Source organism: Haloferax sp. YSSS75 (assembly GCF_046764215.1).
Lineage (GTDB): Archaea > Halobacteriota > Halobacteria > Halobacteriales > Haloferacaceae > Haloferax.
In genome coordinates this window covers 933,466-946,144 of sequence record NZ_CP177206.1, presented here as the reverse complement: position 1 = coordinate 946,144, position 12,679 = coordinate 933,466, and the positions used below count along the sequence as shown (strand labels likewise).

15 protein-coding genes and 1 pseudogene are annotated in these 12,679 nt (G+C 62.6%); 9 read left to right on the top strand and 7 right to left on the bottom strand.

The features are described from left to right. Window positions 1-46: 46 nt before the first annotated feature. Window positions 47-1,795: a glycoside hydrolase family 13 protein gene (locus ACK3R5_RS04960; RefSeq protein WP_411968249.1), complete on the top strand. Its 1,749-nt coding sequence runs from the start codon at window positions 47-49 to the stop codon at window positions 1,793-1,795. A 6-nt stretch (window positions 1,796-1,801) separates the two neighbouring features. Here the strand turns inward: ACK3R5_RS04960 and ACK3R5_RS04955 are convergent, their stop codons facing one another. Together ACK3R5_RS04955 and ACK3R5_RS04950 are read right to left on the bottom strand one after the other, a co-directional pair. Further along, window positions 1,802-2,425 (bottom strand): hypothetical protein, encoded by a 624-nt coding sequence (locus tag ACK3R5_RS04955; RefSeq protein WP_411968248.1) that lies wholly within the window; start codon window positions 2,423-2,425, stop codon window positions 1,802-1,804. An 83-nt stretch (window positions 2,426-2,508) separates the two neighbouring features. Continuing rightward, window positions 2,509-2,733 (bottom strand): DUF2892 domain-containing protein, encoded by a 225-nt coding sequence (locus tag ACK3R5_RS04950; protein WP_411962952.1) that lies wholly within the window; start codon window positions 2,731-2,733, stop codon window positions 2,509-2,511. Window positions 2,734-2,885: 152 nt separating this feature from the next. Here ACK3R5_RS04950 and hisF point away from each other — a divergent pair, with 152 nt between their 5' ends. Both hisF and ACK3R5_RS04940 read left to right on the top strand, forming a co-directional pair. After that, complete coding sequence (gene hisF / locus ACK3R5_RS04945) at window positions 2,886-3,698, top strand: imidazole glycerol phosphate synthase subunit HisF (RefSeq protein WP_411962951.1); 813 nt, start codon at window positions 2,886-2,888, stop codon at window positions 3,696-3,698. Window positions 3,699-3,867: 169 nt separating this feature from the next. Beyond that, entirely contained in the window at window positions 3,868-4,461 is a 594-nt protein-coding gene (locus ACK3R5_RS04940) for a DUF1684 domain-containing protein (RefSeq protein WP_411968247.1), read from the top strand. A 102-nt stretch (window positions 4,462-4,563) separates the two neighbouring features. On the opposite strand, the gene ACK3R5_RS04935 is transcribed toward ACK3R5_RS04940, so the two are convergent. Together ACK3R5_RS04935 and ACK3R5_RS04930 are read right to left on the bottom strand one after the other, a co-directional pair. Continuing rightward, window positions 4,564-4,854: a DNA-directed RNA polymerase subunit L gene (locus ACK3R5_RS04935; RefSeq protein ID WP_411962949.1), complete on the bottom strand. Its 291-nt coding sequence runs from the start codon at window positions 4,852-4,854 to the stop codon at window positions 4,564-4,566. 26 nt (window positions 4,855-4,880) lie between these two features. Further along, window positions 4,881-5,867 carry an MBL fold metallo-hydrolase gene (locus tag ACK3R5_RS04930; protein ID WP_411968246.1) on the bottom strand — a complete coding sequence of 329 codons (987 nt, stop codon included), beginning with the start codon at window positions 5,865-5,867 and terminating at the stop codon, window positions 4,881-4,883. A 112-nt stretch (window positions 5,868-5,979) separates the two neighbouring features. On the opposite strand from ACK3R5_RS04930, the pseudogene ACK3R5_RS04925 reads away from it, so the two are divergent. Continuing rightward, a pseudogene (locus tag ACK3R5_RS04925) lies at window positions 5,980-6,114 on the top strand (DnaJ domain-containing protein); the annotation flags it as partial. 68 nt (window positions 6,115-6,182) lie between these two features. Here ACK3R5_RS04925 and ACK3R5_RS04920 read toward each other — a convergent pair. Beyond that, window positions 6,183-6,557, bottom strand: coding sequence for a hypothetical protein (locus ACK3R5_RS04920; RefSeq protein WP_411968687.1), 375 nt, complete (start codon window positions 6,555-6,557; stop codon window positions 6,183-6,185). Between the two features lie 103 nt (window positions 6,558-6,660). Here ACK3R5_RS04920 and ACK3R5_RS04915 point away from each other — a divergent pair, with 103 nt between their 5' ends. The 3 genes from ACK3R5_RS04915 (at window position 6,661) to ACK3R5_RS04905 (ending at window position 8,709) form a co-directional block, all read left to right on the top strand. Further along, entirely contained in the window at window positions 6,661-7,101 is a 441-nt protein-coding gene (locus ACK3R5_RS04915) for a molecular chaperone DnaJ (protein WP_411968686.1), read from the top strand. A 72-nt stretch (window positions 7,102-7,173) separates the two neighbouring features. After that, the gene (locus ACK3R5_RS04910; RefSeq protein WP_411968245.1) at window positions 7,174-7,848 is read left to right on the top strand and encodes an MBL fold metallo-hydrolase; all 675 of its coding nucleotides are present in this window, start codon (window positions 7,174-7,176) and stop codon (window positions 7,846-7,848) included. Window positions 7,849-7,896: 48 nt separating this feature from the next. Next, complete coding sequence (locus ACK3R5_RS04905) at window positions 7,897-8,709, top strand: DUF4097 family beta strand repeat-containing protein (RefSeq protein ID WP_411968244.1); 813 nt, start codon at window positions 7,897-7,899, stop codon at window positions 8,707-8,709. A gap of 332 nt (window positions 8,710-9,041) precedes the next feature. Here the strand turns inward: ACK3R5_RS04905 and ACK3R5_RS04900 are convergent, their stop codons facing one another. After that, the gene (locus tag ACK3R5_RS04900) at window positions 9,042-9,668 is read right to left on the bottom strand and encodes a uracil-DNA glycosylase family protein (protein WP_411968243.1); all 627 of its coding nucleotides are present in this window, start codon (window positions 9,666-9,668) and stop codon (window positions 9,042-9,044) included. Between the two features lie 88 nt (window positions 9,669-9,756). Next, window positions 9,757-10,230, bottom strand: coding sequence for a DUF5793 family protein (locus tag ACK3R5_RS04895; protein WP_411968242.1), 474 nt, complete (start codon window positions 10,228-10,230; stop codon window positions 9,757-9,759). 192 nt (window positions 10,231-10,422) lie between these two features. Here ACK3R5_RS04895 and ACK3R5_RS04890 point away from each other — a divergent pair, with 192 nt between their 5' ends. Further along, entirely contained in the window at window positions 10,423-10,920 is a 498-nt protein-coding gene (locus ACK3R5_RS04890; protein WP_411968241.1) for a hypothetical protein, read from the top strand. A gap of 67 nt (window positions 10,921-10,987) precedes the next feature. Next, window positions 10,988-12,679, top strand: coding sequence for a type II/IV secretion system ATPase subunit (locus ACK3R5_RS04885; RefSeq protein ID WP_411968240.1), 1,692 nt, complete (start codon window positions 10,988-10,990; stop codon window positions 12,677-12,679).

Sequence of the window (12,679 nt, the reverse complement as noted above, 5' to 3'; positions counted from 1 at the left end):
GTGCAAACCGACGGAGTAAAACACGGAGCCGAGTGAATTTCCATCGATGACAGATATCGACCGCGCGTGGTGGAAGGAAGCGGTCGTCTACCAGATATATCCGCGGAGTTTCAAGGATTCCGACGGCGACGGGATGGGCGACATCCCCGGCATCATCGAGAAGGTAGACTACCTTGCTGACCTCGGTGTCGACTGCGTGTGGCTCAATCCGGTTTACGAGTCGCCCGGCGTCGACAACGGCTACGATATCTCCGACTATCGCGCCATCATGCACGAGTTCGGGACGATGGCCGACTGGGAAGCACTCCGCGACGCGCTTCACGAGCGTGGCATCCGTCTCATCATGGACCTCGTCGTCAACCACACCTCCGACGAACACGCGTGGTTCGTCGACGCTCGGTCCGCGACGGATTCGGAGCACCGCGACTACTACTGGTGGCGCGAAGGACGCGACCCAGAACAGACGACGCTCGACCCGGACGACTACGACACACCCATCGGTGTGGACGAAGTGCCGCCGAACGACTGGGAGTCGTTCTTCGGTGGCCCCGCATGGACCTACGACGACCGGACTGGCGAGTGGTATCTCCACCTCTTCGACGAACGAATGCCTGACCTGAACTGGGAGACACCCAGTCTGCGCGAAGACCTGTTCGAGATGATGGAGTGGTGGTTAGACCACGGCATCGACGGGTTCCGCATGGACGTCATCAACCTCATCTCCAAACCCGAGGGCCTCCCGGACGGCGAAGACCCCACGGCAATCGTCAACGGGTCCGACAAGTTCGTCAACGGCCCTCGCGTCCACGAATACCTCTCGGAACTCCACGACAGAGTCCTCGCCGGCACGGACTCGATGACCGTCGGTGAGATGGCCGAACTCTCCATCGACGAGGCGAAGCGCTACGTCGGCGACGACGGCGACGGGATGAGCATGGTGTTCACCTTCGACCACATGCGCCTCGACATGACCGACGCCGGTCGGTGGTCCCACCGGGAGTCGTCGCCACGGGAACTCAAAGAGACGATGACCCACTGGCAGGAGGGACTCGCAGACGAGGGGTGGAACTCGCTGTTCCTCAACAACCACGACGAGCCTCGACAAGTCTCTCGATTCGGCGACGTGGAGCAGTACCGCCGCGAGTCGGCGAAACTGCTCGCGACGTTGCTTCACACGCTCCGCGGCACACCCTACATCTACCAGGGAGAGGAACTGGGGATGACGAACTACCCCTTCGAATCCCTCGACGAGATACGCGACGTCGACACCATCAAGAACGTTCGCGCCGCCCAGGAGTCCGGCCGTCTCGACGAATCCGACGTGATGGACCTCGTTCGGTATCGGACCCGCGACAACGCGCGGACGCCGATGCAGTGGAACGACGCCGAACACGCCGGCTTTACCGACGGCAACCCGTGGATGCCGGTCAACCCCAACAAAGAGAACATCAACGCCGAAGACGCCCGGGACGACCCGAACTCTATCTGGCACTACTACCGCGAACTCATCGACCTGCGGAGCGAGCGAGACGTCGTCGTCTACGGTGACTACGACCTGCGCCTCCGGGACCACGAGTCGCTGTGGGTCTACACGCGGACGCTCGAAACCGACGACGAGAGAGACTCTCTGCTAGTCGTCCTCAACTTCGCCAGTGACGAGACGGCGTTCGACCCGCCGGCGGACCTCGCCGGACGCGACGCAGACGTCCTCGTCTCGAACTACGACACCGCCGTCGACGCCGTCGAAGCGGACACCCTCCGCCCGTGGGAAGCACGCGTCTACGACCTCCACTGACTCTCGTCAGAGCGACGCTTCTTCGGCCAGAACCCCTCTCTCGAACCGAGGGTTCTCTACCCGAGCACCGTCGACGAACGCCTCTCGAACCGCGGCAGTCGACGCTCGAACTGGTGCGACACGAAAGTTGGTGACGTCGCCGACGACGTCACGGATGGTTCGAGAAATCGAGTCGCGTGCTTCGACTGGGGCGGCGAGTATCACTTCCGTGAACCGACAGTCTGCCGGGTCCCCGAGTTCGGAGACGAGGTCACTCGTCGCCTGTTGCAGTTCGATGCGGAATCCCCACGGCGTGACGAGGAACGTTCGGCGCTCATTTTCGGTCACGCCCCAGTCGCGCTGTCTCGCTCGCTCGACGACGGCCGACACGTCGTCGACGACGACACCGAAGTGGTCGAACGCGAGGCGAGGCCCCGGTGTGAGCGTCACGTCGGCCGTCCCGCCGCGATTCGTCTGGAGTCTGAGCGTGAATCCGTCAGGGGGCGTCTCGTCGGCAGCGAGCGAGACTGACTCGCCGTCTGCCGTGCCGAACCGTGCAACCGGTTCGATACCGTAGGCCGAGAGTGCTGCTGCCGCGTACTCGACATCTGGGACGTGATAGTGGAGGTGAAAGAGGCAGGGTCGCTCCATAGGTGAGGCGACTCCTCGGGACAGTATCAACGTAGCGCCAGAAACAACCCCATCTGCGTGTCTGTCAGGTATCGGTTCCGCGGTCACCCATCGAGCGTGTCGATACCGACGACGCTGTAGATTGGACAGCTTTCGGCGGTGGCGGTGACGAACAACACCGCGGCGAGGAAGAGCGCACCACCGGCGATACCGGCCGTCGTGCGCGCGTCCCACGGTTGCAGATAGAGCACGCTCATGGAGACGACGGTGACGAGAAATCCGAGGGCGAGACGAACTCCTTTGTCCAACGAACCGACGTTTTGCTTCATGTCTCTCTATTGGCGTGGAACCGTAGAGTACTCTCGTGATGACTCCCGGTGAGCGGGAACGACGCATTCCGTGGTCGGTCGGAACGCCGTCGCGTCCCGCCTGCCGTAGTCGAAACGGTGAAACGGTTCTTCCGCCAAGGCTTCGGTAGCGAATGCTCACGAAGCGCATCATCCCCTGTATCGACGTCGACCTGGACGACGACGGCAACCCGGCCGTCTACACCGGAGTCAACTTCGAGGACCTGAAGTACACGGGCGACCCCGTCGAGATGGCCAAACTGTACAACGAGGCGGGGGCAGACGAGTTCGTCTTCCTCGACATCACCGCCTCGGCCGAAGGCCGCGAGACGATGCTCGACACCGTCTCGAAAGTCGCCGACGAGGTGTTCATCCCGCTGACCGTCGGTGGCGGTATCCGCACCCGCGACGACATCAAAGAGACGCTCCGGGCCGGCGCGGACAAAGTCTCTATCAACACCGCCGCGCTCCAGAACCCGACGCTCATCGAGAAGGGTGCGCGCTCGTTCGGGAGTCAGTGTATCGTCATCTCGGTCGACGCGCGCCGCCGCTACGACGAAGACGGCGAGTACTACGCCGAAGTCGACGGCGAGTCCTGCTGGTTCGAATGCACCGTCAAAGGCGGGCGCGAGGGAACCGGCGTGGACGTCGTCGAGTGGTCGCGCGAGGCCGAATCACGCGGTGCCGGTGAGTTGTTCATCAACTCCATCGACACCGACGGAACGAAAGACGGCTACGACATCCCGCTGACGAAGGCCGTCTGCGACAACGTCTCGACGCCCGTCATCGCCTCCTCGGGGTGCGGCGGTCCCGAAGACATGTACGAGGTGTTCACCGAAGCGGGCGCAGACGCCGGCCTCGCCGCCTCTATCTTCCACTTCGACGAGTACTCTATCCGCGACGTGAAGGAGTATCTCGACGACCACGACGTGCCGGTTCGACTGTAAGCCACCGGGCACATCGACGCAGGTGGATGGTGTCGACGACGCAGGTGGCCGGTGACGACGACGCAGGTGGCCGGTGTCGACGACGCAGATGGACGGTGACGAACGGTCGTGCATCCACAGCGCAGTCGAAACCAATCTTCACCATGCCAGCGGCCGTACTCTCTGTTCCATGACCGACGATTCTTGGCTCACAGCACTCAGACAGCACCGCGAGCAGAAAGACCGCTATCTCGCGAGCGACCGCCACTCGCCGATTCCGCCGGACCAGCGCGAGGAGTTCGATGGCCTCGACTACTTCGAACCCGACTCCGACCTCCGGTTCGAACTCGAACTGCAGGCGTACGACGACCCGGAAACCATCACCATCGGCACGTCAACCGAGGGCGAACGCGACTATCTCGTGTGGGGTCAGTTCACGTTCGAAGTCGACGGCGAGACGTACACACTCGACGCCTATCGCAAGACACCGGACGAAGACCGCCTGTGGATTCCCTTCCGCGACGAGACGAACACGAAGGAAACCTACGGCGCAGGGCGCTATCTCGACCTCGAATCCGAAGACCGGACAGACGACGGTCGCTGGGTGCTCGACTTCAACTACGCGTACAGCCCGTTTTGTGCCTACTCGCCACGATACGAGTGTCCGCTCGTCCCGATGGAGAACTGGCTTCCGGTCCGCATCGAGGCGGGTGAGATGGATTACGAAGGTCCGGCAGGAGCAGACGGTGACCACGGCGCGCACGGACACGGCCACGCGGATTGAGGACGGCTTCGTCAGTCACCGCCGCCATCTACTTCGACCGGCGACAGTCTCCCGACGAGCCGATGGCTCGAAGCGCAACGAAACGAGAGTAGTGTGGGCAGGTTACGCGTCGATTCCGGCTTCGTAGGCTGCCGTGAAGTCGTCGGCAGTGTCCTGAACGGCGCGTGCCGCATCGGCGAGGGCGTCGAGTGGGTCGACGCCTGCTTCGGTCTTGATAGAGAGCACCGGGTCGGTCTGACCACCAGACTGCTCGGGGTTCACGTCGTACGTCGCCGCAGTCACGCCCTCGGTCTGGAGGAGTTCACCCTTCATGACGTTCATGAAGGTGTGGTCCTCGCCGCCGATTTCGATGCGGAGTTCCTCGTCGGTCTTGTCGATGACCCGCAGTTCCATGGCTCTCCGTTCCGTCCAGCGGCGTTTTAACGTTTCGTCTCGGGAACAGGGACGAGTTCGTCGACGTCTACCTCGGTGTCGGCCGCGAGGTACTCGTCGCCGTCCCGTTCGACGACGCCCTCGGCGACGAGGTGGTCCAGATGAGCGAACGCTTCGCCGGGACCGTGGAGGATGTGGATGGCAGAGAGGTCACCGAAGAGGTGGGCGCTCACCGTCCACGCGTCGGCGGGGCCGTGTTCGTCCAGCACCGAGAGGACGCGTTCAGTTCGCTCGCGGTGGTGTTCGGCGATGACCCGTGCGCGACCTGCTGGGTCGTCGATTGGGTCGCGATGGCCCGGCCACGCGCGAGTGAAGTCTGCGTCCGCGAGTCTCGCGAGACTGTCCAGATACGTCTCCAGCGGTCGGTCGACGCGAAGGTCTGCGCCGCCGACGTTCGGCGTGTACTTCGGGAGAATGACGTCGCCGACGAACGCCTCTCGGCCGTCGTCACCGTCGAAGGCGAAGGCGCTCAACCCGGCGGCGTGACCGGGGAGGTGGACGACTTCGAGTTCGCCGTCGCCGGCGGCGATTCTGTCGCCGTCTTCGACTGTCGTCACGTCGACGGCGTCGCCCTGCAGTTCGACGTGACCGTCGAGGAACGAAGTGACCTCGTCGAGTGGGCCGTCGGGGATACCCCACTCTTCGAACCGTCGTTCACGAATCTGTCGTTCGGCGTCGAGCGCTTCCGGGTCGCCGGCGACGATGCCCGCGTCTCCTTCGTGGACGTACACGTCGGCACCGCTTTCGGCCTGCAGTTCACCTGCAAGCCCGGTGTGGTCGGCGTGCCAGTGGGTGAGCACGATGGCATCGAGGTCGGAAATCTCGTGTCCTGTGGCGTCGAGTCCGTCGCGGAGGTCACGACGGACCGAGTCGGTGGCGACGCCGACGTCGACGAGCGTCGGTCGCTCGCCCGGGATGAGGTAGGCGTTGTTCCGCCCTTCGAAGACGGTGTTTCCTAACCGGATTCGTTCCATGCGAGCACCTGGCCGTCGAGGTTCATGATTATTCCGAAGGGACTTGCGAGGGTCCTGCCGGTGACTCGCCCGGTACATTCAAAAGCCATCCTTGCATCGACTTTCACATCGAATGCCGGTGGACTTCTACGAACTCCTCGGGGTCGAATCCGACGCCGAGACAGGCGAAATCAAACAAGCCTTCCGTCAGAAGGCGCGGGAGTATCACCCCGACGTCAACGACGACGAACGAGCGACGGCCCAGTTCACCGTCGTCAGGAAGGCCTACGAAGTCCTCACCGACGACGCCGAACGGGCGGATTACGACCGCATGGGTCATCGAACGTACGTCGACAAGCGACTCGACGGACTCAACAAGTTCAGGTTCCCCGGACAGGCCGGCAGTGGGTCGTCGGGTGGGTCCTCGTCACGCTCGTCGTCTCGTTCGTCGTCCAATACGTCCTCTCGCTCGTCGTCCTCCAGTTCGTCATCTTCCCGTTCGTCCCGTTCTTCAGGGTCCTCCCGCTCGTCTCGTTCGACCAGTTCGTCGAGTCGAACGGGTTCGACATCGTCGTCGCGTTCGTCGTCGCGGACATCGTCTGGCACGTCGTCACGTCGCTCCAGTCGGTCGAATACGTCGTCGCAGTCGGGTTCGTCCCGTGGGTCGTCCACGGGAAGGTCGTCGCGGAGTCGGGGAACGACGTCGCGCACCGGTGGCGCGGGGACGACCAGTCGCTTCGAAAAAGAGCGCCAGCAGTCGAAGACGACGACGGCCGAACCGACGGCACCGAAAGCACTCTGGTACGGATGGGGTGTGACGCTCGTCGCGCTGGTCGGATATCTCGCTGGGCTCGGCAGATACCTCACCGGTGAGGGTGCTGCGCTCGTGTCGGCGCTCGCGGCTATCGACACGTCTGCGCCGACTCCCGCATTACTCGCGGCGTCACCCCTCTCGCTTCCGAGTATCGCGACGCTACAGACTGCGGCGTCGTCGGCGCCGACGACGCTTGTTCTCCCCGGGGCGGCACTCGTCCTCGCCGTCTCGCTCGTCGTCGTCGTCGCCCGGTTCGGACACTCGTGGACGACGTGGCTCTACGCGCTGGCGGCCATCGTCCCACTCGCGATACTCGCGGCGGGGGCCGTCGGCGTCTCTCGCCCCCTCGTCGTCGACGTCGCTGGTCTCGTCATCTTCCCACTCCTCGGTGCCGGGGGGTTCACCGTCGACGTGGGGCGGTATCTCTTCGCCACGCGGTGAGCGGTCACGCCGCCCCGCCCGGGGTCGGTTGTCGCCTTCGATTTTTTGTCGTCGCGCTGTGAAGTCCTGCACATGTCGATTGCCGGTGGGCACGTCAGACGAGTTCGACTCCGTGTGGCCAATGCGTATCTCGTCACCCGTGGCGACGAGACAGTCCTCGTCGACGCCGGAACTCCGTGGGACCGTGACAGACTCCTGGGGAGCATCGCCGACGCAGGATACGACGCGGGAGACATTGACCGTGTGCTGTTGACCCACTACGACTTCGACCACGTGGGGACGCTCGCCACACTCGGCCTCCGGACGGACGCCACGATTCACGCTGCCGAACCGGACGCGTCGTATCTCACCGGGGAGTCGAACCCACCGCTCCGGTCGCACAAAGGTGCCGCCCAGCGACTCGCCGCCCCGTTCCTCGACAGGCCGACGAATCCGGTCGAGAGAGTCGACGATGGCGACGAGGTTGCTGGTTTCGTCGCGTATCACACGCCCGGACACACGCCCGGGCACACGGCGTACGTCGACGAACGACTCGGGGTTGCGTTCGTCGGCGACATGGTTCAGGAACGAGGTGGCCGACTCGTCCCCGCGCCCTGGGTAATCACGGGTGACACCGACCGAAACAGACTGAGTATCCGCGAGTTCGCCGCTCGCTGTCCACCGGTCGACGTCGTCGCGATGGGACACGGCGACCCGATAGTCGAAAACGGGTACGGAGCGCTCAAGCGCGTCGCCGACCGCGTGTGAACGTTTCACTCGGCTAATACTTTAGGAGAAGAGCGCGTCAGTTTCGGTATGAAGAACACCTCCAGACGGACGTTTCTCAGGGGTGGGACCGTCCTCGGTATCGCAGCACTCGCAGGGTGTGCCGCACCGAGCATCGAGACGCGCGAAGAAGAGACGAGAGTCGTCTCACCGACTGGATTCGACTCACTCGAAGTGCGGAACATCAACGGGAGCGTCATCGTTGAGTCGTGGGACGGAGAGGATATCCAGCTACAAATCGTCAAACGTGGGTTCTTCACTGACGACCTCGAGTCGGCAGAGGTCGACGTTTCAGGTGACGACACACTCACCATCGCTCGAATCGTCCGCGGCGAAGAACCGGGCCTCGTCATCGTCGAACTCACCGTCCGTGTGCCTGCTTCCTTCCCCGTCACGCACGTTTCCTCGTCGACCGGATTCGTCGATGTCAGAGGGACAGTCGGTGACCTCGAAGTCCGAACGACGAACGGGAAACTCGAGGTTCGGCGCATCGATGGATTCGTCTCACTCGCGACGACCAATGGGAAAATCACGGCGCTCGAACTCGGTGGCGTCGACGACGTGCGAACGACAAACGGGTCTATCGACGTCGACGTCCGTGCGATTCGTGGCGAGACGCGTATCGAGACGACGAATGGTCGGATACACGCCGCAGTTGCAGACACGGTGGGAGCAGCGCTCGTTGCACAGACCTCGACAGGTTCGGTCGACGTGAGTGGTCTCTCGCTCTCTGACGCCAGCGTCTCACGAACACGAGTCACCGGGACACTCGGAGACGGTGGGCCGTCGCTCACCGTGTCGACGACTAACGGCGACATCGACCTGTCGCTCTTGGATGAGTAGAGAGCGGGGACCGCGGCCGAGCGCGAATCCCCGGACTGACCAAGCCACTGCGAGGAGCACCAATCTCACAGTTGCCTGACGCGCCCGGCGGAAATGAATCGAACCACGCGCGTCACCAACACCTATGGCAGTAGTTGTAAAAAGTCCTTTGTTCTCGCCAATTAGGGCCACGGCCTCCAGAACCACTGGATAATCATGCTCTTATGTGAGGCCAATCGCCGAGAAAACTGAACAAAGCAAAACCTTAATGGTTCTTGGTGGACGAACGGCAGGCAGAATCGTGAAGAATTTAGAGAATCGAACGACGTCGGCCGAATCGGTGTGACGATTGCCTACCGGACGAGATACGGTTCGTCACCGGGGTTGAACCGTCCGAGGTCGCTCTCGCGACGGAAATCGGTCGATTGGAGCGTCAACAGGCCCGCCACGAGTTCGTCGTGGTCACCGTCGTCCCACTCCGCTGGGTCCTTGATGGGGACGACGAGAAAGCCACTGCCTCGAATCTCGGTGCCGTGAAGCGTCTCCATATCGACGTCCGTCTTCCACCCGACTGAGGTGAAGTTGTTCAGGACGTGGTTCGTCGCCGTCGCGCCGACTGGCAGCAGTACGTGGGCGGCAATCGCGCGAAGTTCCGCGTCGAAGAACCGCTCCATATCGGTGTACTCAGCCCTTGTCGGCGAATCCTCCGGGACGCACATGTGAAGGTACGACATGAACGTCTTCTCGACAGTCGGTTCGTCACCTGCCGTCTCCAGAAGCGTAGAATCGACGAGTGCCGCCTGCAGTCGTTTCCCTGCGTCGTTCGTAAAGGGAACGCCCGTCTCGATCCCACCGTGAACCAGTGGGTGGTCACCGATGACGTGGAAGTCTGCGTTGGCGTCGCCATAGCCCGGGACGAACCGGTCACACGACGGTCGCATGCCAAACGGGTTGCTCGTGCGGTCGGTTACGTTCCTCACGATATCTCCTGAGGTGTCGTGTGATAAAGAAGACGTGGTTCGTTCCGGTATCGTACACGAACGAGCGTGAGAGATTGGACCGGCGCCGTCAGAGTTCGACCCCAGAGGGGATGAGACTCCGACCACGAAGCAGACTGCCATCCACGTCGTAGACGAGGAACATCGACTTCTCGAACGTCGCGAAGTGCTCGTCTTCGATAGCGACGTCGACCCGATATCGACCGTCCGCCTCGTCTGTGCTCCGCCCGTACTCACGGGCCGCACCGATGAACTGGAGGACGTCTACTGCGTCGGCGTTCAGTTCGAGGACGTAGTCGCCCGTCAACCGGTCGGTGACGCTCACGACACCTCGTGTCTCCGGGTCGGTGAGTGGCCCTTGGAGACGTAACGATACGTCGAGGTCCTCCGCGTCAAGGACCTCTCCATCGGGACCGGAGAACCGTTCTCGGAGGTCTTCGGGTGGGCCATAAAAGTCGATAGATACTGTCGGCTGGCGAGGGCTCCGGTCGTCCTCGTACCAGTCGACGTCACGAACGTCAAGTTCGAAGTAATCACGCCGCATTCCGTACCGGTAGTTTGTATGTGACCGCCTATTAACGTGACGCCCCCACACAGTGTTGTGTCAGGGCGTAATACTGACGGCGAGCCAACACTCCCGGTCCGCCACGCGAGGTGAGCGCGCCGGGTCCACACCGACTGTCGCTTCGTCGAGAAGGTCGGTAGTTTTTACCCGTCACACCGTGGCGATTCTCGCATGGTCTGGGTCCGGTCTGAACACGCAGGCGCACTCGCTGTCGTCTCGACGTGGCTCTGTGCGCTCGTCCCGTGGAACATCTCCTACACATCGAGTATCGCCGGTGTCAGCCTCCTCTTCGTCAGATTCCCGTTCGTCGAAATCCAGTACGCGTGGGGGCTCTCACAGCGCGTCGCCGTTCGCGACCCGCTGACGGCGCTGTCGCTCCAGTCAGGACAGACCGTCGCCGTCGCCTATCAAGCGTGGACCCTCGCCGCCGCCGTGTTGGCACTCGCCGTGCTCTTTTCGTTCGGGTACTACCTGCGCGAGGACCGTGTCGAGGCCGGACCGGTCGACCCGGTCCGACTGCTCGGCGCGCTCCTCGGCGTCGTCGGTGTCGTCTTCGCAGCGTCGACGTACTTGCTCGCGACGCGCGGCATTCCGGGCATCCCACTGCCCCTCGGTGTCGTCATCTCGCTCGTCTTCGCTGGCATCTTGCTGACAGTCGAGCGTTCCTGATTCTCAGTGTACGGTTCATTTTAAGTAGTGACCTCACAAACCTCCCGACCAACCGATTCGGGTGACGATGCAACAAGATACCACGAGCGACACGAACGTACCCACCTCCCCGCCTGACCGTGGGGTCTTCCGACTGCTTCGTGACGGCGACTTCGACGTCGCCGTCTCCGAGAGTCGGCGTATCTTGCGCCGAACAGTCGAGATGCTTCGTGGGTCCACGCTGAACGTCCGGCCACTGATCCCCGACGACACTCCGCTTGGGACGTTCGACGTTCCGGCGGGGCACGAAGAAGTCGACCGGTACTGGGTGAACGCCCCCTACGCGTACGTCGTCGTCACCTTCGACACGAACGCGACTGCACACTACTTCCACGTCGTCGAACCGGACCTCGACGAGTTCGAATCGTCACTCCTCGAACGTGTCCGAACAGACATCCGCGACCCGCTTTTGTACAACCTCGACGTCGACCCTACCCGCGACGACGCACTCGTCACCGAACTCGCCTCGCTCCTCGAACAGTACGGCCTCGAACTGGAGATGCGGTCGTTCCACACCCTCCTGTACTACCTGTGGCGTGACTTCCACGGATACGGCCCCATCGACCCGTTGATGAGCGACCCGCACATCGAGGACATCTCCTGTGACGGCTACGACCTGCCACTCTTCGTCTACCACGACGAGTACACCGACATCGAGACGAACATCTCCTTCGAGAGTGAGGAACTCGACAACTTCGTCGTCCGTCTCGCACAGCGGTCCGGTCAGCACATCAGTGTCGGTGACCCCGTGCTCGGGACGACGCTCCCCAACGGCGCTCGGGCCGAACTCGCACTCGGAGAGGAAGTGACGCCTCGCGGGTCGGCGTTTACGGTTCGCCTCTACGCCGAAGAACCGTTCACACCGATAGACCTCGTGGAGTACGGGACGTTCTCCATCGAGCAGATGGCGTATCTGTGGCTCTGCATCGAGCACAACAAGAGCCTCATCTTCGCTGGGGGAACCGCATCCGGGAAGACCACGTCGATGAACGCCGTCTCGATGTTCGTCCCCCCACGGTCGAAAGTGCTCTCTATCGAAGACACTCGTGAACTCGCACTGTACCACGACAACTGGTTGTCTTCGGTCACTCGCGAACGTCTCCACGACGACACCGACATCACGATGTACGACCTCCTGCGGTCGGCGCTCCGCCACCGCCCCGAGTACATCATCGTCGGCGAGGTCCGTGGGGAAGAAGCAGTGACGCTCTTCCAGGCGATGAACACGGGCCACACCACGTTCTCGACGATGCACGCGGACAGCATCGAGACAGTCATCAATCGCTTAGAGAACGAACCCATCAACGTCCCGCGTGCGATGGTGCAGTCGCTCGACCTGCTCTGTGTACAGACGCTCACACGACACGACGGCGAACGCGTCCGCCGCTCTCAGGCCATCGGCGAAATCGGCGACATCGACCAGCGAACGGGCGAACTTGACTACTCGGCGGCGTTCTCGTGGCGGCCTGACGACGACACGTTCGACCAGAGCGACAGTTCGCTCCTCGACGAGATACAACACGAAAACGGCTGGTCCCGGACAGAACTTCGTCGGGAACTCCGACGTCGCGAGCAGTTCCTTCGCTACCTCCTCGAAGCAGGAATCTCCGACTACCGGCGGTTTACCGCACTCATCAACGAGTATTACGCCGACGCCGACGACGTGATGGCGCGGGTCGAAGCGAACGAGGACCTCGCCGAACCGAAGTCGGGTATCTAG

Coding starts and splice junctions, on each gene's coding strand:
- ACK3R5_RS04940 (WP_411968247.1), top strand. CDS start 3,868: ATGACCGACGATTCTTGGCTCACAGCACTCAGACAGCACCGCGAGCAG.
- ACK3R5_RS04910 (WP_411968245.1), top strand. CDS start 7,174: ATGTCGATTGCCGGTGGGCACGTCAGACGAGTTCGACTCCGTGTGGCC.
- hisF (WP_411962951.1), top strand. CDS start 2,886: ATGCTCACGAAGCGCATCATCCCCTGTATCGACGTCGACCTGGACGAC.
- ACK3R5_RS04930 (WP_411968246.1), bottom strand. CDS start 5,867: ATGGAACGAATCCGGTTAGGAAACACCGTCTTCGAAGGGCGGAACAAC.
- ACK3R5_RS04960 (WP_411968249.1), top strand. CDS start 47: ATGACAGATATCGACCGCGCGTGGTGGAAGGAAGCGGTCGTCTACCAG.
- ACK3R5_RS04935 (WP_411962949.1), bottom strand. CDS start 4,854: ATGGAACTGCGGGTCATCGACAAGACCGACGAGGAACTCCGCATCGAA.
- ACK3R5_RS04955 (WP_411968248.1), bottom strand. CDS start 2,425: ATGGAGCGACCCTGCCTCTTTCACCTCCACTATCACGTCCCAGATGTC.
- ACK3R5_RS04885 (WP_411968240.1), top strand. CDS start 10,988: ATGCAACAAGATACCACGAGCGACACGAACGTACCCACCTCCCCGCCT.
- ACK3R5_RS04905 (WP_411968244.1), top strand. CDS start 7,897: ATGAAGAACACCTCCAGACGGACGTTTCTCAGGGGTGGGACCGTCCTC.
- ACK3R5_RS04890 (WP_411968241.1), top strand. CDS start 10,423: ATGGTCTGGGTCCGGTCTGAACACGCAGGCGCACTCGCTGTCGTCTCG.
- ACK3R5_RS04895 (WP_411968242.1), bottom strand. CDS start 10,230: ATGCGGCGTGATTACTTCGAACTTGACGTTCGTGACGTCGACTGGTAC.
- ACK3R5_RS04950 (WP_411962952.1), bottom strand. CDS start 2,733: ATGAAGCAAAACGTCGGTTCGTTGGACAAAGGAGTTCGTCTCGCCCTC.